The organism is Flavobacterium sp. KKT103, from assembly GCF_055640565.1.
The window spans coordinates 1,868,759-1,887,693 of record NZ_CM145766.1 but is presented as its reverse complement, the minus strand read 5'-3'; the positions used below and the strand labels follow the sequence as shown (position 1 = coordinate 1,887,693).

15 protein-coding genes are annotated in these 18,935 nt (G+C 35.2%); 5 read left to right on the top strand and 10 right to left on the bottom strand.

Features of this window, described 5'->3' with window-relative positions; translation table 11 throughout:
• Positions 1-79 precede the first annotated feature (79 nt).
• The 3 genes from asnB to ACZ2G0_RS08155 all read right to left on the bottom strand — a co-directional run bounded on the left by asnB (position 80) and on the right by ACZ2G0_RS08155 (position 4,114).
• A complete protein-coding gene (gene asnB, locus ACZ2G0_RS08165; protein WP_470307159.1) occupies positions 80-1,756 on the bottom strand; it encodes an asparagine synthase B in 1,677 nt (558 codons plus the stop codon).
• A gap of 200 nt (positions 1,757-1,956) precedes the next feature.
• A complete protein-coding gene (locus ACZ2G0_RS08160) occupies positions 1,957-3,582 on the bottom strand; it encodes an amidohydrolase (protein WP_470307157.1) in 1,626 nt (541 codons plus the stop codon).
• An 82-nt stretch (positions 3,583-3,664) separates the two neighbouring features.
• Positions 3,665-4,114 carry a hypothetical protein gene (locus ACZ2G0_RS08155; RefSeq protein ID WP_470307155.1) on the bottom strand — a complete coding sequence of 150 codons (450 nt, stop codon included), beginning with the start codon at positions 4,112-4,114 and terminating at the stop codon, positions 3,665-3,667.
• Between the two features lie 180 nt (positions 4,115-4,294).
• Between ACZ2G0_RS08155 and ACZ2G0_RS08150 the strand changes: the two genes are divergently transcribed.
• Positions 4,295-4,840, top strand: a complete 546-nt coding sequence (locus ACZ2G0_RS08150; RefSeq protein WP_300283635.1) for a DUF2911 domain-containing protein — start codon at positions 4,295-4,297, stop codon at positions 4,838-4,840.
• A 73-nt stretch (positions 4,841-4,913) separates the two neighbouring features.
• Here ACZ2G0_RS08150 and ACZ2G0_RS08145 read toward each other — a convergent pair whose 3' ends face one another.
• From ACZ2G0_RS08145 to ACZ2G0_RS08135, 3 genes are all read right to left on the bottom strand, one after another.
• Positions 4,914-6,674, bottom strand: coding sequence for a TonB-dependent receptor (locus ACZ2G0_RS08145; RefSeq protein WP_470309835.1), 1,761 nt, complete (start codon positions 6,672-6,674; stop codon positions 4,914-4,916).
• A gap of 88 nt (positions 6,675-6,762) precedes the next feature.
• The gene (locus ACZ2G0_RS08140) at positions 6,763-7,629 is read right to left on the bottom strand and encodes a PhzF family phenazine biosynthesis protein (RefSeq protein ID WP_470307154.1); all 867 of its coding nucleotides are present in this window, start codon (positions 7,627-7,629) and stop codon (positions 6,763-6,765) included.
• A 54-nt stretch (positions 7,630-7,683) separates the two neighbouring features.
• Positions 7,684-10,698, bottom strand: coding sequence for a tetratricopeptide repeat protein (locus ACZ2G0_RS08135; protein WP_470307153.1), 3,015 nt, complete (start codon positions 10,696-10,698; stop codon positions 7,684-7,686).
• 166 nt (positions 10,699-10,864) lie between these two features.
• Between ACZ2G0_RS08135 and ACZ2G0_RS08130 the strand changes: the two genes are divergently transcribed.
• The 3 genes from ACZ2G0_RS08130 to ACZ2G0_RS08120 are packed head-to-tail and all read left to right on the top strand — an operon-like array spanning position 10,865 to position 13,376.
• Positions 10,865-11,548 (top strand): cell division ATP-binding protein FtsE, encoded by a 684-nt coding sequence (locus ACZ2G0_RS08130; protein WP_470307151.1) that lies wholly within the window; start codon positions 10,865-10,867, stop codon positions 11,546-11,548.
• Positions 11,548-12,432: a glycosyltransferase family 2 protein gene (locus ACZ2G0_RS08125; RefSeq protein ID WP_470307150.1), complete on the top strand. Its 885-nt coding sequence runs from the start codon at positions 11,548-11,550 to the stop codon at positions 12,430-12,432. Before ACZ2G0_RS08130 ends, ACZ2G0_RS08125 begins: the two co-directional genes overlap by 1 nt.
• Positions 12,432-13,376 carry a glycosyltransferase family 2 protein gene (locus ACZ2G0_RS08120; RefSeq protein WP_470307149.1) on the top strand — a complete coding sequence of 315 codons (945 nt, stop codon included), beginning with the start codon at positions 12,432-12,434 and terminating at the stop codon, positions 13,374-13,376. The genes ACZ2G0_RS08125 and ACZ2G0_RS08120 overlap by 1 nt, the downstream gene beginning before the upstream one ends.
• Here ACZ2G0_RS08120 and ACZ2G0_RS08115 read toward each other — a convergent pair.
• Both ACZ2G0_RS08115 and ACZ2G0_RS08110 read right to left on the bottom strand, forming a co-directional pair.
• A complete protein-coding gene (locus ACZ2G0_RS08115) occupies positions 13,373-13,768 on the bottom strand; it encodes a sugar 3,4-ketoisomerase (RefSeq protein WP_470307148.1) in 396 nt (131 codons plus the stop codon). The two genes, ACZ2G0_RS08120 and ACZ2G0_RS08115, sit on opposite strands and share 4 nt — an antisense overlap.
• Before the next feature lie 4 nt (positions 13,769-13,772).
• Positions 13,773-14,876 (bottom strand): glycosyltransferase, encoded by a 1,104-nt coding sequence (locus ACZ2G0_RS08110; protein ID WP_470307147.1) that lies wholly within the window; start codon positions 14,874-14,876, stop codon positions 13,773-13,775.
• 40 nt (positions 14,877-14,916) lie between these two features.
• On the opposite strand from ACZ2G0_RS08110, the gene ACZ2G0_RS08105 reads away from it, so the two are divergent.
• Positions 14,917-16,053 (top strand): glycosyltransferase, encoded by a 1,137-nt coding sequence (locus ACZ2G0_RS08105; protein WP_470307145.1) that lies wholly within the window; start codon positions 14,917-14,919, stop codon positions 16,051-16,053.
• Positions 16,054-16,059: 6 nt separating this feature from the next.
• Here the strand turns inward: ACZ2G0_RS08105 and ACZ2G0_RS08100 are convergent, their stop codons facing one another.
• Positions 16,060-17,529 (bottom strand): lipopolysaccharide biosynthesis protein, encoded by a 1,470-nt coding sequence (locus ACZ2G0_RS08100; RefSeq protein WP_470307144.1) that lies wholly within the window; start codon positions 17,527-17,529, stop codon positions 16,060-16,062.
• Positions 17,530-17,563: 34 nt separating this feature from the next.
• Positions 17,564-18,919, bottom strand: a complete 1,356-nt coding sequence (locus tag ACZ2G0_RS08095) for an SDR family NAD(P)-dependent oxidoreductase (protein WP_470307142.1) — start codon at positions 18,917-18,919, stop codon at positions 17,564-17,566.
• Between the last annotated feature and the right edge of the window lie 16 nt (positions 18,920-18,935).

The window sequence follows — 18,935 nt, the reverse complement described above, 5'->3', positions numbered from 1 at the left end:
GTACTTCACAACAAAAACGTTCTCAAATTGGAGAACGTTTTTCAATTTACTAATTAAAAATTTAAAAATGATTTTCTTCTTATGCTTTCAGGTATGCATCATCATGGACATTAGCTACTGCTCTACCCGATGGATCGTTCATGTTTTTAAATGCTTCATCCCATTCCAAAGCTATTTTAGTACTACAAGCCACACTTGCTTCTTGCGGCACACACAAGGCTGCTGCATCACTTGGAAAATGTTCTGTGAAAATAGATCGGTAATAATATTCTTCTTTTGAGGTTGGCGTTTGCAAAGGAAACTTGTATTTTGCGTTTGCTAATTGTTCATCTGAAATCTCTTTAGCAACCACTTCCTTTAAGGTGTCGATCCAACTGTAACCTACTCCATCAGAAAATTGTTCTTTTTGTCTCCAAGCTACACTTGGTGGTAACACATCTTCAAAAGCCTTACGAACTACCCATTTTTCCATAGGGTGTTCTTTATTAATCATCTTGTCTTGTGGATTAATTCGCATAGCGACATCCATGAATTCTTTATCTAGAAAAGGAACACGACCTTCAATTCCCCACGCTGCTAAACTTTTATTCGCACGCAAACAATCGTACATATGCAGTTTACTTAATTTACGAACATTCTCCTCGTGAAATTCTTGAGCATTGGGTGCTTTGTGAAAGTACAAATACCCACCAAATAACTCATCAGCTCCTTCACCTGATAACACCATTTTTATTCCCATTGACTTAATAACTCTCGCCATTAACCACATAGGAGTGGAAGCTCTAACAGTTGTCACATCATAAGTCTCGAGGTTATAGATAACATCTTTAATAGCATCTAAACCTTCTTGAATTGTAAATTTGATTTCGTGGTGAATCGTTCCAATATGATCTGCGACAATTTGTGCTGCTGCTAAATCAGGTGAACCATCTAATCCTACTGAAAAGGAGTGCAATTGCGGATACCAAGCATCGGTTGTATCATCAGACTCGATTCGTTTTTGCGCATATTTTTTGGCTACAGCCGATGTAATAGAAGAATCTAATCCACCCGAGAGTAAAACACCATACGGCACATCACTCATTAACTGTCTGTGAACCGCTGCTTCCAGCGCTACCTTAATGTCTTCAATCTTTGTCTCGTTGTCTTTTACATTTTCGTACTCCGTCCAATCTCTTTTATACCATTGTACAAATTCACCGTCTTTACTCGTCATGTAATGACCCGGAGGGAATAACTGAATTTTGGTACAATACCCTTCTAATGCTTTCAGCTCTGAGGCTACGTAAAAAGTACCATGCTGATCCCAACCAATATACAAAGGAATGATTCCCATATGATCGCGTGCTACAAAATACTCGTCTTTGTCAACATCATAAATTGCAAAACCAAAAATTCCATTCATTTCATCAAGAAAACGAGGCCCTTTTTCTTTGTACAACGCTAAGATTACTTCACAGTCACTTTCTGTTTGAAAATCATAGCTACCTACAAACTGCTTACGCAATTCTCTGTGGTTATAAATCTCTCCATTGGCCGCCAATACTAATTTGCCATCAGCACTAAACAAAGGCTGTTTTCCAGATGCTGGATCAACAATTGCCAAACGCTCGTGTGATAGTATGGCTTTATCATTACTAAAAATCCCACTCCAATCAGGTCCACGATGACGAATTATTTTTGACATCTCCAATACCTTTGGTCGTAAGGTTTCTGCATTTTGTTTTAAATCGAAGGCACATACTATTCCGCACATAACTATATATTTTATTTACTACTTTGTTTATTTTGACAAGGCAAAGATGGATTATTAGTTACAAATAGCAAACACATTTACTATATCTGATTATAAATCAAAACAAAAAACGCTTATTTACCGCAGTTTTGTAATCAAAACATGCAATAAACAAGCGTTCCTCTTAAAAACAGTAAGAAACCTACTGTTACTCTAAACTTTTACTTTACTTTTTGTCCTTTTAGGTAGGTATTTACCGGCTTCATGTTAAGGATCTCACTTTCAGATATTTTCATCAAATCTTTATCAAAAATCACCAAGTCAGCCCATTTACCAACTTCTAAGCTTCCTTTCTCTTTATCTTCAAAATTAGAAAAAGCAGCCCAAATTGTCATCCCTTTAAGTGTTTCTTCTCTAGTTAAAGCATTTTCCATTTGGAATCCCTTCGCAGGATATCCTTTACTATCTTTTCTAGCTACTGCGGCATGAAAAGTAAGCATTGGATTCACCTCTTCTACGGGGAAATCAGTTCCTAATGCAATTACCCCAGCTTTTTGAAGCAGTTTTTTATAAGCATAAGCATTTTTTAGACGTTCTTTTCCTAGTCGATCACCCGCCCAATACATATCCGATGTAGCATGTGTTGGTTGTACCGACGGAATAATCCCAAATTTGAAGTAATCAAAATCAATTTCACGCACTACTTGAGCGTGCTCAATTTTCCAACGACGATCCTTTTTACCCGTTAATGCATCTTTATATATTTTTAGCAAAACCGTATTAGCAGAATCACCAATCGCATGGGAATTCAATTGAAAATTAGATGCTGCAATTTTTTTTGCGATTGTTTTCATGTCAGCAATTGGAGTAATTAAGGCTCCAAACTGCGTGTGACTATCAGAATAGGGCGCATGCATAGCTGCTCCTCTAGACCCTAAAGCACCATCTCCATACATTTTAAAGGAACGCACATCTAGGTTATCTGTTTTGTAAGTTCCTTTTTTAAGGTACAAATCCAAATTATCTGGATTAGCACTAACCATTGCATAAACATTTAATTTCAGCACTTTTGCCTTTTGAAGGCTATCAATTAAATCGATTATTTTGTGGTCTAAGCCGGCATCATTTACCGTAGTTAAGCCGTAATCAAACATGATTTTTTCTGCATCTAACAAAGCAGCAATTTGTGTTTTACGACTTGGCTTCGGAATAATACTAAAAACCAATTCCATAGGATTATCAATTAAAATCCCCGTTGGCTCTCCGTTTTTGATTTCGATTTGACCACCCGAAACCTTGGTGTCTTTCGTAATATTGGCTAAAGCCAAAGCTTTGCTATTTACAATAATTGCATGTCCATCTATTCGATTTAACACGACAGGAATATCAGGGAAGTATTTATCTAAAATGGCTTTTGATGGAAATTCTTTAATAGCCCAATCGTTTTGATCCCATCCATTACCTACAATAAAATCAGTTTTTTTCACCTTTTGGAAGGCTTGAATCCTGGCAACAATCTCTTCCATACTCTTTGTTCCGCGAAGATCAACTTCTTGTAAGGTCAAACCAAAATTGTAAAAATGGCAATGCGCATCAAATAAACCAGGATAAATAAACTTACCTTCGGCATCAATTGTGTTTCTAGATTGGTATTTATCAGTTAGTTCCTCATCCGTACCAATTGCAATTATTTTACCGTCTTGAATGGCAATAGCAGTAGCGGTATCAAAATTTTTATTAACAGTATATATTGTAGCATCAGTAATGATAGTATCTACCGTGATTTTATCTTTTTTTAGACAAGAAGTAAGCGATACTAAAGAGAGCAGTAAAATAATTTTTTTCATAAAGAGTCTATTTTTATGCTGGCTAAGATAAAAAAAGATGACTAAAAAAATACATCAACAACTACTAAATATGAAACTTTGCTTAGCTAATTTCTTCTAAAATATAATTTGTATTGCCAATTTCAAAGGTATAGCCAACGGAATTACCCATTAGCTTATTACCCAATGGTGACTCCGGAGATAAAGCAATTACATTAACTCCATCTATATTAATTTTAGGTAAGGCCAATGATAAATACAAGTAAATTCCGTTCGCTTTTACCAAACTACCCAATGTAACAATCTCTGCCACAATTTCAGGGTTAATCTTTTCTAAAACTGCTTTTTGCTGAACTACTTCACGTAGTTTCGCATTTAGTTTTTCTTGCTCCAAGTGCATCATCGAAAGTGCGGTTTCGTGCTTGTCGCCTGCAGAACCTTTTGCATCGTTTTTAGAATCTTCAGTCAATGCGGCGATCATATCTCTAAAAACATCGATTCGATCTTGAACAAGTTGCTTGTAATAGTTGTATATCTTATGCTTAAAGGTCATTTGATTTATTTTTATTCTTTAAAAATTTGAGATAATTTTCTTATCAATGGTGTATTTAGCAATCAAAGTTAGGCTAATAATAGCTGAGTATATTGCAAAATTATCCAAAATTTAACATCTGTTTTTGTGCTTTTCACAGCACAACTGCTATTTTTAGCATTAAATTAATTTAAAAAAATTATGAAAAAATCGACAATCATTGCTTCAGCTGCATTTGCTTTTACCGTTTTACTATCAACAAATGCCTCTGCACAAAAATTTCCTGATTTAGACAAAAGTAGCATGGACGTTGCTGCATTCCCTACAGATTATAAAATTTCAGATAAATTGGTAAAAGTAACGTACAGCCGTCCGTTATTAAAAGGACGTAGTTTATCTGAATTAGCTCCTGATGGTAAAGTATGGAGAACCGGTGCTAATGAAGCTACTGAAATAACACTTTATACTGACATGAAACTAGGTGGGAAAACTGTAAAAGCAGGAACCTACACACTTTATGCTATACCTGCTAAAGATAATTACACCATTATCATCAATAAAGATTTGAATGTTTGGGGATCTTATTTTTACAAAGAAGCTAACGATGTTGCTCGTGTAACAGTACCTGTAACAACTGCTGCTGATTCATTAGAAGCATTATCAATGGTTTTCACTCCAAGTGATAACGGCGTGGTACTTAATATGGGATGGGACAAAGTAAGAGTTGCAGTGCCATTTACAAAATAAAACTTTTGATTTTAAATAGAAAGAGCGCTGTATACTAAATACAGCGCTCTTTTTTTATAGCAAATTTCTAGGTTTAGAAATCAAATTTATAATTAGCTCCAAGTACAATTTGAAAAGCTTGAACGGGATAATTTAACCATTTTTGATACCCTTGATTGGCAATATTATTCGCTTTTACAAAACCTGTTAATTGACTGCTGTACTTGTACCCTACATGCGCATTGGCATCAAAGTAACTCTTAAGTGTTACCGGAGCAGGAGGAACAATATAAATGATATTGGTATCTACTTTTAAATCCTTTCTGTCTCCAACATAAAATACAGTGGTACCAGCATACCATTTTTCAGTAATAACTACATCTAATGTGGTGTTCATTTTAATTTTTGGTAAATTCCAGGCTTCCGGTTGAAAAGCATTTGTATACGTACTAAAAGTTCCTCCGATGCCAAACGTAACATTATCAGAAAAACTTGCCTTCAAATCACCTGAAAAACGTAATGTCTTCATATCATCATAAACCACACCCATCGAATTCCCAAAAGCGTAATCCTCATTAGAACTATTCTCAGTATAGTTATTACTTTTAAATAAAGCTCTATTTTTTTCTAAAGCATATGAACCTTTGATGTTGTAACTTACATTAGAGGCTAACTTACCTTTTAACCCTGCAAAAACATCATATTGCTTATCAGTAGGCGTTATATTTAAGGTAGGAGATAAAAAAGCATTCTCATTGACAAAATCTTGATATGAATTTTGAGAAAGACTTCCTTCAGCTCCAGTATAAAAAATCATTAAATCACCAACTACTTTAAGCGAAGCAGTAATATTAGGATACACATACACTTTATTGCTGCTATTTTGATTATCCATACTATAAAATACCGAGGCTCCTAAATTCAAGGTCCAATCGTCTTTTAATACAACAAAACTTGGCGCTACTCCAAAGTTAGTATACCCATACTTCAAAGGTTGGCTATTTGTGTTTTCATAGTTTTTTTCAAAAGATCCGGCTACATAATCAACTATAATATTAGTTTTAATAAACTGATCCATAATATTAAATTGCAAAGAGGGTTTGATAGAAAAACGGTTCTCAGCCGACTTAAAGTTGTCAGTAAAACGGCTGAACTTAACCGTAGATTCTTTTAAAAATCCATCATTAAATTCAATTTTAGCTCCTGCAGAAAGTGTATTATAACTGTGTTGCGGATCGATTCCAAATACCAAAGCTGAGCGGTCAGAAGGACTTAACGTATTACCAAAACTCTCTGGTAGGCCATACCAGTTGTAAATTTGATTTTGATAACCTAAATCCAAATTCCACGACATTGAGTTATAATTAGCTCCGTAGGTCAATCCGAGAGAAGTATCGTAAAAACGATCGTCTAATTCCACTCCTGAAATCCCTCCTTGCGAAGACAGATGGCGAAAAATACCCGCAACATAATCATTAGCTCCCAACTCTTGATTTACAAATAGCTCTCCGTTAAAAACACGATAATTACCAAAACCAAGGGTCGCATAATTATTAAACAAACGCGCTTGTTTGGTTTTATCAACTCCTTCTGCTTTCCCTTTTGAAGGTGTAAAAGTGGAAGCAACTGGAAAAGAAAATATAGTATATCTAATCGTTTCTTTCTTAGCATTTCCCTCATCATCAAGATTAGGTATCTCTTTAATTTTAAAAGCATCTGAAATGGTTGGTGTATATGGCTTAACCACATTTACTACTTCAGAACCTATTGTTTCTTCCTTTTTTTGAGCAATAGTTAGCTGAAACGCTACTAAAAACGTGGCAATAAGTAATTTGTTTTGAAAATTGAAATTCATATTTTTCATTTGTTATATTTTGATCTCGTTCGCATCGGTTTTCAAAAACCAATCCTACGCTATTATAGTTCTTATTTTATCGTATTTATTACCCAACTTGCCATTCTCCAGCAGCTATAAACTGTGTTTGGCCACCTATTCTAATATCATATTGATCACCAACCACTTTTCCATCAAAATAAATTTGCGATGGACGATGAACACTTTCTCCTTGATTGTTAATCATCTTGATAACAGGATTATGATAGCGCAATAAAAAAGCTTGTAAACAGGTGCTTGCGCTTCCTGTCGCTGCATCTTCAATTAATTGATTGTGTTCAATACATAACATTCTGGTATGCAGTATTTCGTTTTCCAAACTAAAAAAATACAAGGCTTTATGCTGCGTTTTACAATTGGCTTGCAACCAAGTCGCTGTTTTTTCTTTGTCTAACTGAATCTCTTGCAAAACTGTCTTGCTTTTTACAGGCACGATTACAAAGGCACTACCAGTTGATACTTCCTGAATTTCAAAACGGGAATCAAAATCAGCAGCGGTAAGATTACTAAAAGCAGCAAAATCATCCTTATTTAAGGTATCAAAAAATTGGGACTGAGCCGCCTGTAACCAAAGTTGGTTGTTAATTTCTTCCACAGGAATCGCTCCAACAGGTACCTGCAAAGTGATATTCTTGGATGTAGCATTCCATATTTTGTTTAAAATCACCCAAGAAGTTCCTATTACAGGATGACCCGCAAATTGCATTTCGCTTGCAGGTGTGAAAATTCGTACTGATGCTTCTTTAGTTTTTGCATTTAATGACGTGACAAAAGTACTTTCGGCGAAATTAATCTCTCTTGTAATTTCTTGCATTTGCTCGGTCGTTAACTCGCCTGCATTAAAAAAAACAGCGAGCTGATTGCCAGCGTATTTCTTTTCGGTAAAAACATCTACGATATAAAAGGGAATAGTCATTTATTTAATTTTTAAAAAATTAGGCAACGCTGTTGATTGAATTGCGCATCCTTTTTATTTTACAATCGATGAATTTGTTTTCGCTTCTTCTCCTTTTATACGATCCAATTCGGTTTGCGCTTCCGCGATTACGTCTGGATAATCTGTGAAATTTTTAATAACATTTTCTAAAATGTAGGTTGCCTGAAAACTATCTTTCAAACCATAATTGTTTCTAGCCATTACTACTAATCCTTTGGCACCAAAATAACGGTAAGCCGAATAATTTTTAGCTAATTTTTGAACCGCCAGATTTGATGCTTCGTATTTACCATCTCTGTACTTGAAATAGGCATCATAATACAAAGCCTCAGCAGCTAGTTCGCCTTTTGCCAATGTCAACAATTTAGCATAACCTGCCCTTGCTTTAGTTTCATCACCCGTTTGCAAGGCAGAACGCGCTATTATGATTTGAGCATCACTTTTTACATTATCATCTGTTTTTGGATTGTTCAATACTTTATCCGCATAAATAACCGAATTACTATAATCTTTCTTTTCGTAATAGCATTTCATCAAATTCGATTGCGCAAAAACTTTATTTTGTGGAAAATCAGCTTCATTTTCTAATCGAATAAGCACTGGAATAGCTTTATCGTTAGCTTTGTTATCCAATAGTACTTGAGAAAGTCTCGCTAAAGATTGCTCCGTAAATTCGCTTCTAGGTTCGTTAATTACAAAGGTATAATTGGTAATTGACTTGTCTTTTTGACCTTCTGCAAAATAGGCTTGCGCCAAATAGAAATTCGCTTTCAAAGCATGTATTCCTCTTGGGAAGCTAGAAATGTAAGCCATAAAACCAGAAATGGCTTGCTTATTATTGTTTTGTTCAAACTGCTTCAAAGCCGATTCGAATGTATCATTATCTAAATCAACATCGGTAACAGCAACAAAATCTAATGTTTTTACCCAAGCAGCATACTCTCCTACTCTACCACCATCAACATAAATAAGTCTTGCTGTTGAAACCGCCTCCAAAGCTTCCGCAGTTTTCGGGAAATCAGCAGCTACTTTTTTGAATTTAGTTAAAGCCTCCGCGTTTCTATCTGAATTGTAATAAATCAAACCTTGACGCAATATTGCTTTAGCAGTATAGGAACCTTTGGGATATTCATTTATTAATCGATCATAGGTTTTTAAACCCAAGTCCTGCTTACTAGCGGCAACATAAGTACTTGCTAACTCATACATCGCATCATCACGTAAACTAGATTTAGGATACGCACTCAAAAACGAATTTAACTCCTCAATTTTCTTATCATTTTTAGAAACAAATCCGTAGCAAATCGCTTTTTGGTAGGAAGCATAATCAGAATCTACACTTTTAAAATCGATCACCTTATTATAGGCATCCATTGCAGGCCAGTATTTTGAAGTAACAAAAAGACAATCTCCCAATCGTAAGTAAGCATCAGTCAAACGCACTTTATCATCCTTAACTTTATCAATATGTACTTGAAAAGCAGTTGCTGCCTGATCGTACTCTTTCATTTTAAAATAGGCATACGCTAAATTGTAGCTACTGTTTTTATACTCAGGAGTAGCACTAGCTTTGGGCATGCTTAAAAATTGTTTGTAACTAATAGCAGAATTGGCATAGTCAGCGGTAGTAAATTCGGTTTCACCTTTCCAAAAAGTGGCTCTTGCTGCGAATTCGGCATCGATTTGACCTGCTAAAGAACTTTTAAACATCTTGGCAGCAGCTGTATAATCCCTATCCATGTACAACTCTAAACCTCTATAAAAAGTCACCTTTTGATAGGCTAATTTATTTTCGGGACTTTTATTTTTTTCTAATAAAACTAAAGCTTCCTTATAGTTTTTTGAAGAGATGTAGGAGTCAATTAATAATTTTTCGACTACTGATTTACTAGCATTATTAGGATAGGTTTTCAAAAAACCTTGCAAAACAGCTGGAACACTTTGATAAGAATTCCCTAGTTCGTAACTTAATTTGGCGTAATTTAAACTTGCATCTTCCTGAATGGCCGCATCAAAATTCATCTCTGAAGCATTTTTAAAAGCATTCAATGCTTCTTGCTTCTTATCTAAATTCAAGTAACTCTCTCCTAAATGATAGTAGGCATTTTGAGCAACGAAGTCTTTTCCGTTCACAATTTTATTGAACTGAGAAACGGCGCTTTCAAAATCCTTTTGCTTGTAATAAGCATATCCTAATTGGTAAAAATCAGTGTTATTCCATCGGCCTTTTTTACCTTTATATTGCGATAAATACGGGATTGCTTTTTCATATTGCTTCAAGTTAAAATAACTCTCACCAATAATTTTATTGAGTTCTGATTTTTCCAATGCCGAAGATTTCGCCATCGCTTTATCTCCTAATTCAATAGCTTTTTGGAAATTACCCAGCTTAAAATTCATATCAGCTTGGTAGTAAGACAGCTTTTCCTTATATTTTTCTTCTCCTGAAACTTCATCGAAATACTTGGTAGCTTCCTTGTAATCATCGCCTTCGTATGCAATAAAACCAAGATAATATTTGGCCTGCGAGCCGTATTCTTTAGAATTAACAACCTTATTTAAGTACGTAGTCGCTTCTTTTTTGTTTTTGGAACTAAAAAACGCATAGCCTTTTTGAAAGTTAAATTTATCGCGATCACTAGCACTTAATTGATTTTCATTTACTTTTTGAAACCATTGCAAAGCTTGCGGATAGCTTCCTTGATCAAAATAATAATGAGCTACCTCAATATAGGCTTGATTACTTTTGGCACTTGTTGGAAAATTTGTTACAAAATTCTCCATTTTTTCATCTGCATTGGCGTGATTTAGTCGAATCGCGCAAGATGCATCGTAATAAGCGCAGTCCGATTTTAATTCGGCATCATTAGTTTCCGACTTGATTTTATCAAAAATCATTTGAGCCGAAGCATACTGATTGTCGTTAAATAACGCCACTGCTTTATTGTAATCCTTTAAATCACTGGTATATATAGCTGATTTTTGAGCTGAAACTGTAAACGAGTTTACCGCTATAAGTAAAAAGAAAAGCCAAGAAAGTTTACGCATTTTATATGTTTTTTAATGTATTCAAATGTATTGTAATATACTATTTATAACGAGGTAGTCAGCGGTTTTATTATGAACAAATTTTTAACATTGTTTAAAAAATTAATAATTGATAAGCGAAAATTCATAATTGATAATTACTTTTACACCATAAACACTATTAATTATGTCTCAAGCAATTCTGTCTTTAAAAAACGCAACGATTTATCAAGAAGATAAAGTGATTTTATCTAACATTAACCTAGAAGTAAATCGAGGCGAATTTTTATATATTATTGGAAAAACGGGATCAGGTAAAAGTAGTTTAATGAAAACGCTTTATGCTGATTTACCCTTTTCGGAAGGTGAAGGGCAGATTGTAGATTTCGATTTAGGCACCCTAAAGGAAGACGATATTCCGTTTTTAAGAAGAAAAATTGGTATTGTTTTTCAAGATTTTAAATTATTACCCGATCGTACGATTAAAGACAACATGCTTTTTGTTTTAAAAGCGACAGGTTGGATCGATGCTAACGAAATGGATCGTAAAATAGACGAAGTTTTGGACAAAGTAGGAATGAAAGCATATGCCTCAAAAATGCCGCACCAAATTTCGGGCGGGGAACAACAGCGTGTCGCTATTGCCAGAGCATTATTAAACGACCCTGAATTGATACTTGCTGATGAGCCTACTGGAAACCTAGACCCACAAACAAGTACAGAAGTATTAGAAGTTTTACGTACCATTAACGAAAACGGAAAAACGATTATAATGGCAACTCATGATTATGCCTTATTAATGAAATTCCCTGCTAAAACGTTGAAATGTGAAGACACTAAAATCTTTGAGGTAGTTCAGAGAACCGTGTAATGATTTCCATCCTGATTCCGATATACAATTACAATGCACTTCCTTTAGTACAAGAATTGCACTCGCAGTGTATGGAAGACGATTTGGATTTTGAGATTATCTGCATCGATGATGCTTCAACTGCTTTTACGTCCTCAAATAGTACCATAAGTACGCTATCCAATTGTAGTTACGAATTATTACCCCAAAATATTGGTCGCAGCCAAATACGGAATCTACTAGCAACTAAAGGTGCTTATGATTGGTTCCTGTTCCTAGATTGTGACACTTTTCCTCAAAGCAGCACTTTTATTGCTACTTATTGCAATCATGTAAAAAAGAATTCCTTCGAAGCAGCCTTTGGTGGACTGTTGTATTCCTCCTTACAACCAGCCAATGATCAATTATTACGATGGAAATATGGCCATAAGCGAGAGGCTGTTTCGGTTGAAAACAGAAAAAAACAACCCTATACCACTAGCTTTGTATCTAATTTTTTAATTTCAAAATCGGTATTTCGTGCTAGTCCATTTAGTGATGCGATTACTACTTACGGATATGAAGATTATGTTTTTATTCAAAATTTAAAAGAAAAAAACATTGCAATTGAGCAAATAGAAAACCCTGTTTTTCATCAAAATCTAGAATCATCTCTACAGTTTTTATCAAAAACTAAGGAAGCCTTGCAAACCCTTTTTTTCTTAAATCAGAATAATAAAGGGGTTGTAACCAAACTTACTCAAACCTACTCTATTTTAAAAAAGATACGATTGGTAGCGATCACATCATTTGTTTTCCAAAAATCGGCGCCCCTTTTAGAGAGAAATTTACTTTCAAAAAAACCTTCTCTATTCGCCTTTGACCTTTATAAAATTGGTTATTTTTGTTACTTAAACTACCAATAATGCCTTTTTTCTCGGTCGTCATTCCGCTGTATAATAAAGCAAATTATATTGAGGCAACTGTAAAAAGTGTTCTTAATCAATCTTTCGCCGACTTTGAGCTACTCATAATTAATGACGCCTCCACCGACGCTAGTTTAGAAAAAGTTATTGGCTTGGCTTCCGCCAAAGTAAAAATCATTAAGCATAGTAAAAACAAAGGACTTTCAGCTACGAGAAACACGGGAATTAGCGCGGCTTCTGCTCAGTACATTGCTTTTTTAGATGCTGATGATACTTGGGATTCTAATTACCTAACTACTATTGCTGATTTAATCCAAGAATTCCCCGAGGCTAATTTATTTGCAACTCATTATCTAGAAATCTATTCAAAATCCGTTGCACTCCAACCCAAAAGTCCGATTCAAAAAAACGATCCCTTTATTGTAGCTAATTTCTTTGAGACTAGTTTAAACCAACCCATTTATTGTCCATCGAGTTTGTGCATACATAAAATAGTTCTGGAATCAGTGGGAAACTACAACGAACAAATAACCTTTGCGGAAGATGTCGATTTTAATATTAGAGCCAACCTTACTTTTCAGCTTGCCTATGCACCACAGCCTTTAGTACATTACAGCATGTTTTCTGAAAATAAAATCACTACCTCATCAGTAAAAAACAAGGTGCTTCCTAATTTAGATTTCTATGAAAAAGACACTAAAGGCAACCCTAGTTTGAAAAGATACTTGGATTTTCACCGTTATATTTTTGCAAAAATGTATAAAATGGAAAAAGAGGAGCAAACGTATCAAAAATTAAAGAAGGCTATTGCTAACGATCCTTTTGTTTCAGGTTTGAACCCATCACAACGACTATTATTGATTGCGCCAAGAAAATTGCTGCTATTCGTTCAATACTTAAAACAATATTTGGTAAAAAAAGGCTACCGAATCACGACCTACTAATCCTGAATATACGCTATAAACTTTTGGTAATCTCGGATGTAATCTGATTCATCAAAAACTGCCGAAGCCATCACTAGGCATACAGCTCCCGACGAAAAGTTATCGAGTTCTCTCCAAATATTTGCATTAATTAAAAGACCCATATTGGGTTTATTGAGTGTAATTTTTTCTTCAGAAAAACCATCTTTTACGATAACATCAAAACTGCCTGAAATCGCTATTAAAACCTGCCGTAAATTTTTGTGTGCGTGTCCGCCGCGGCTCGCTGAACTAGGAATATCATACAAATAATACACCCTTTTCATTTCAAAAGGTATGGTATTATTCTCGACAACACCTATGGTTCCGAGGACATTTTCAAAGGTAGGGATTTCGATTAATTCTATATTCATAAGGCTAACTTACATCAATTTTTAAATAGGCCAACCATTGCTTTCCTATATTTTCTAATGAAAACCGTTGTACACTTGCTAACGCGTTTTGCTTGCAATTCTCATATAAAACACAATCCTCTATCATGCGGTTCATGGCTAGTGTGAGTTTTTCAAAATTCTGATTCTCGACCAAAAGTCCGTTCAATTGATCTTGTACAATCTCACTTGGTCCTGAGAGACAATCAAAGGCTACAACAGGCGTTTCGCACGCCAATGATTCTATTAAAACGGTACCAAAACCTTCATTCTTACTTGATAAAACCGTGAATTTGGCATGTTTAAAATAGCTAAACGGGTTATCATTCCATCCCAAAAACACCACCGATTTATCCAATTGACTTGCCACCACTTGCTGTTGTAATTGAGCGCGAAGTTTCCCTTCGCCCAGAATTACTAATTTGATTCTTTTGCTTGGAAGCGTTGAATTGGCGTAGGCAGTAATTAATTTATCAAACTGTTTAACGCTATCATCCATTCTACCTACTACTACAATATAGTCGTAATCTATAGCAATTTTCTCCGTGGAACTAGATTGAATATCCTCAATTGCAATTGCATTATGTATTGTAATTGTATTTTCATAACCCAACTCGAGGTTTATTTTTTCTTTTATTTTTTCAGAAACCGTCACGATTCCGTATGCGTTAGTATAGATATGTTTGGCTAAAAACTGCCGTTTCGGGAAATACAATGCTGTCATGTAGCTATGAATCGTCATCACATAAGGAGCCGAATACAGTAACTTAGTCATCAAGAATTCCTGAAACTGATTATTTTTGACTCGGAAATCAATGATGTAATCGAACCGGTTCGAGTTTAAAAATCGCCTTAAAACCCAAAATCGTTTTAGCTTGTTAAAAACACCATTTCTTTGATTCTTAAGCTTTCCGAGATTCAACAATTCACCTGAAAAATCATAGCCTATTTTGTCTATCACAATCACATGATGCACTTTAATATTATTCGAGACAAAAAATTGAGACAACAAAGCTGCCGCACGCTCAGCCCCGCCTGAGGCTAATTGTTCGCTTATGAGGCATATTTTGTACTCTTTCTTTTGAGGCATAAAGCAAAATCACTAATTTCGAAAACAAATATAACTATTCATGCGGATTTTATTAGTGGGCGAATACAGCAGATTCCATAATTCTTTAAAAGAAGGTCTGGTCGAACTTGGTCACGAGGTACTACTCATTGGAGATAATGATTTCAAAAATTATCCTTTAGACATTTCGGTTTTTGCGAAAGCTTTTAAGAAAAATTACCTCCTTAATAAATTCAGACAAGGCATTTTTAGATTATTTAAATTCGACTTAGCACAAGTGGAAACGGCCTACCGATTTTATACCAATCGAAAAAAATTAGTGGGTTTTGATGTGGTCCAATTAATTAATGAATATCCTTTACAATCTACGGTGTTTTTGGAAAAGAAAATGCTTAGTTACATTTTCAAAAACAATAGCAAAGTCTTTCTTTCCTCTTGTGGAGATGATTATAGTAGCGTTAACTATATGCTTGGAGGACAATTTCGCTACTCAGTAGTTACCCCATGCATCGGTAATCCTGAGCTTGGTCATTGTCCGTACACGCTGCGCTATGCGACAAAACCGTTCCAAGAATTACATGAGTTTGTATTCGAAAACACAATCGCAGTAATTCCAGGTGATTTAGATTATGCCATTCCGTTAGTAAATCATCCTCATGCAACAGCTTTAATTCCTTATCCCATAAATACAGCTACATTAAAATACTGTCCTCTTGAAATAGCAGAGAAAATCATCATTTTTCATGGAATAAATGAAGCTAATTACTTTAAAAAAGGAAACCACTATTTTGAAGCAGCTTTAAAAATTATAAAAGATAAATATCCTACCAGAGTAGACATAATTACCGCTAAAAGTATACCCTACGCCACCTATATAGAACTTTATAATAAAAGCCATATTGTATTGGATCAAGTATTGACTTACGACCAAGGTTATAATGCTTTAGAAGCTATGGCAAAAGGCAAAGTTGTTTTCACGGGAGCCGAAACCGAATTTTTAGTGCATTATAAATTAACTGAAACAGTTTGTATCAACGCCCTTCCTGATGTATCCTCACTTGTTAACGAATTGTCTTTTTTAATTGAAAATCCTACTGAGATTACTGCAATTGGAAAACGTGCAAGAGCATTTATTGAGAAAGAACACGATTATAAAGCTATAGCTGAACGGTACTTACAAACTTGGTTGAAAAATTAATACCACTTACCCATTGTTCGATTGATTATATACTTTCTTTTTAAAATTTAAAAGCAACTGTCTCAATTCGAAAACTTCCTCTACTTGCAGTAAATGGCAAATACCCAAATAGGTTATCAAACCGAAAAATCCACTCAAGAGTAATTGTAAAAGTAAACCTTCAGTAATCATTTGAATTAGTACGATTAGCACAGCCATTCCACAAGTGGCAATTAGTACCGGAATCATATCTTTAAATTGTTTAATTGCACCGTACCCAAAAAGTTTGCCCGGTAGATAGGAGTTGATTATAAACGATATTGCCGAGGTGATAACATGCCCAATAATCATTGCTTTTACTCCTAGCGGAATGGTAATCACTAGCGCAATTACAGTCATGGGCAATTTAGATAAGTCCACTTTTAAATACAAATCAGAACGACCAATCGCATTCAACACATTCATATTAATTGCACTCATCGGTAATAAAATCCGTGCAAATACCATCCATTGCAAAAGTGGAATCAAGGCAACCCACTTATCGGTAAGTAACAAAATCACAATTGGTTTGGCTAACAAAGCGATGAATGTCATCAAGGGAATCGTGCAAAAGGCTGCCATTTTAATCATTCGGCTGTAGACCGAAACCAATCTTTTCCTATCCGTTTGAATCAAGGTAAATATCGGAAAAGTAGTTTGTTGCAAAATAGTTCCAATGGTTCCCGCAGATACATCTGCGAATGTTTTGGCTCTTGTATAATAGCCGAGAACCGTACTGGGATAGAAACGCCCGATACAAATATTGTAAATATTGTTCAGCGTTTGTGCGTACAAACTCGCCAGCAAAAGCTTGGATCCGTAACCAAATAAAGTACGAAAAGAGTCTGTAGAAAATAAAAAAGAAAGTTTCCAATTGCCATACGACCACAAAGCTGCAGATGTAGCTATGGAACTTACAATCATTTGTACCACCAAGGACCAGACTCCAAAGCCATTCAAAGCCATAATTACCCCGGACAAACCTCCAAAAACGACACCTACTACATTACTTTTTGCGATGGATTTAAAGTCCAAGTCTATTGTTAAAATCGTTCTTTGAACTATAGCAAAAGCATGTATAAATAAACTTAATCCTAAAATTCTAGTCAAATCAATGAGATCTGGTTGACGAAAAAAAGCAGCAATATATGGTGCTGTAAAAAATAACAGAATGTAAAAAAAAGTACTAATAACTAAATTGAATACAAAGGTTGTTGAAAAATCAATCGCTTTTCGCTCTTGGCTCTGGATCAAGCCCATATTTAATCCGCTTTCAATAACCGTTTGCGATAAGGCGATGAAAATCGCAAGCATACCGATTAAACCAAAATCTTCAGGCATTAATAATCTAGCAAGCACTACTCCTACTATAAATTGCCCAATTTGACTTGCAAATTTATCTAAGGCAGTCCATAGGATTCCTTTTGCAGCAGCTGATTTTAGAGGAGAAGTATACATTGTTTTTTTTAGTCGCTTTATAATTTAGTCGCTTTTACAATCGAACATCTACAACTTGACCCGTATAGTCAGATACCACCGTTTGAAGGCTTCGCATAGCAACTAACTCTGGATTTAATAAACTAGATTCGTCCTCATTACCAAAATTTTTTACTCGCATGGGTGTTTTAGTCCGCTCTGGATTGATACAATTTACCTTGACCCCAAAGGATTCCCATTCTTGCGAAATGGCTTGTACAAAATTGACTGTCGCCGCTTTAGCTGAGGAATAAATACTAAAAAAAGCACGTCCTCTGGTGTACGAACTTGAAGTAAAAAACAAGAGATGCCCTTTGGACTTTTTCAAATAAGGCAATGCAACTAGAGCAATATTTATCATTCCTAGATAATTAGTATTCACGGACTCCGCTATTGCTTGCTGTTTCATTGATGCCAATGGTTCTTTATGCAAGATTCCTGCTGCATTAATTAGGTAATCAATAGTTCCTTCTCGGTCTGAAACTTCTTTTAATGCTTTTTGTACGGCATCAAAATCAGCAATATCAACATTATTTTGAGATCTTGAAAAACAGTGAACTTTAGCACCGTGTTCGAGTGCTAAATCGGAAATACACTTCCCTATTCCTGAATTACCTCCAAAAATTACAAGGACTTTATTAGCAAGATCTTCTTTAGTTAATTCGATGTTTTGCAATTCACCTGATTGCAATTGAAATAGCTTATCCAAAATGTAAGTATCCTCTGGATAGGTCAATTTCATGTTGGTTTCTTCACCTTCAACCACTACAATCTCTTCTGATGGTACATATTTTTTAACGATTCCACAGTCATCAGTGGCTGCAAAATTATCATCCAATAGCGCTAATTTATACGCTTGTGCAATCACTTTTTGCTTAAACCCTTGCGGAGTTTGCCCTCGTCGCATTTTACTTCTGTCGGGAATCGCTTTTATGATGGAATCTTCGACTTCGATAATGGTATCAGCTGAATTAATGGCGACATCGACTGCAGCAAAACTATCTAGTTTTTTGACCACTTCAGTAATGATACGTTGACTTACAAGTGGCCTAGCGGCATCATGAAATAGTATATTGGAATCTTGAAAATCAGCATAAGCTGTCACTGCTGCATAACTAGAATGGTAGCGCTCCTTTCCTCCTACCAAGATGCGCTTCACTTTTTTCCATTCGTTTTTTATGATCATATCCTCGACCATAAAAATATAATGCTCGTTGACTACAACAGCTATTTCATCAATCCATTCGTTTTTTTCAAACGCGGCTATAGCATGCTCCAGCACCATTTTTCCAGCAATTTTGAAAAACTGTTTTGGAAGAGATTTTTCTAATCTGCTTCCTTTACCACCTGCCAAAATAACCGCTATATTCATCTATTGTATTCTGTAT

Excerpts from the sequence above, each read along its gene's own strand:
- ACZ2G0_RS08150 (WP_300283635.1), top strand. The coding sequence starts at position 4,295 with ATGAAAAAATCGACAATCATTGCTTCAGCTGCATTTGCTTTTACCGTT.
- ACZ2G0_RS08145 (WP_470309835.1), bottom strand. The coding sequence starts at position 6,674 with ATGAATTTCAATTTTCAAAACAAATTACTTATTGCCACGTTTTTAGTA.
- ACZ2G0_RS08140 (WP_470307154.1), bottom strand. The coding sequence starts at position 7,629 with ATGACTATTCCCTTTTATATCGTAGATGTTTTTACCGAAAAGAAATAC.
- ACZ2G0_RS08100 (WP_470307144.1), bottom strand. The coding sequence starts at position 17,529 with ATGTATACTTCTCCTCTAAAATCAGCTGCTGCAAAAGGAATCCTATGG.
- ACZ2G0_RS08105 (WP_470307145.1), top strand. The coding sequence starts at position 14,917 with ATGCGGATTTTATTAGTGGGCGAATACAGCAGATTCCATAATTCTTTA.
- ACZ2G0_RS08130 (WP_470307151.1), top strand. The coding sequence starts at position 10,865 with ATGTCTCAAGCAATTCTGTCTTTAAAAAACGCAACGATTTATCAAGAA.
- asnB (WP_470307159.1), bottom strand. The coding sequence starts at position 1,756 with ATGTGCGGAATAGTATGTGCCTTCGATTTAAAACAAAATGCAGAAACC.
- ACZ2G0_RS08135 (WP_470307153.1), bottom strand. The coding sequence starts at position 10,698 with ATGCGTAAACTTTCTTGGCTTTTCTTTTTACTTATAGCGGTAAACTCG.
- ACZ2G0_RS08110 (WP_470307147.1), bottom strand. The coding sequence starts at position 14,876 with ATGCCTCAAAAGAAAGAGTACAAAATATGCCTCATAAGCGAACAATTA.
- ACZ2G0_RS08160 (WP_470307157.1), bottom strand. The coding sequence starts at position 3,582 with ATGAAAAAAATTATTTTACTGCTCTCTTTAGTATCGCTTACTTCTTGT.
- ACZ2G0_RS08115 (WP_470307148.1), bottom strand. The coding sequence starts at position 13,768 with ATGAATATAGAATTAATCGAAATCCCTACCTTTGAAAATGTCCTCGGA.
- ACZ2G0_RS08125 (WP_470307150.1), top strand. The coding sequence starts at position 11,548 with ATGATTTCCATCCTGATTCCGATATACAATTACAATGCACTTCCTTTA.
- ACZ2G0_RS08155 (WP_470307155.1), bottom strand. The coding sequence starts at position 4,114 with ATGACCTTTAAGCATAAGATATACAACTATTACAAGCAACTTGTTCAA.
- ACZ2G0_RS08120 (WP_470307149.1), top strand. The coding sequence starts at position 12,432 with ATGCCTTTTTTCTCGGTCGTCATTCCGCTGTATAATAAAGCAAATTAT.
- ACZ2G0_RS08095 (WP_470307142.1), bottom strand. The coding sequence starts at position 18,919 with ATGAATATAGCGGTTATTTTGGCAGGTGGTAAAGGAAGCAGATTAGAA.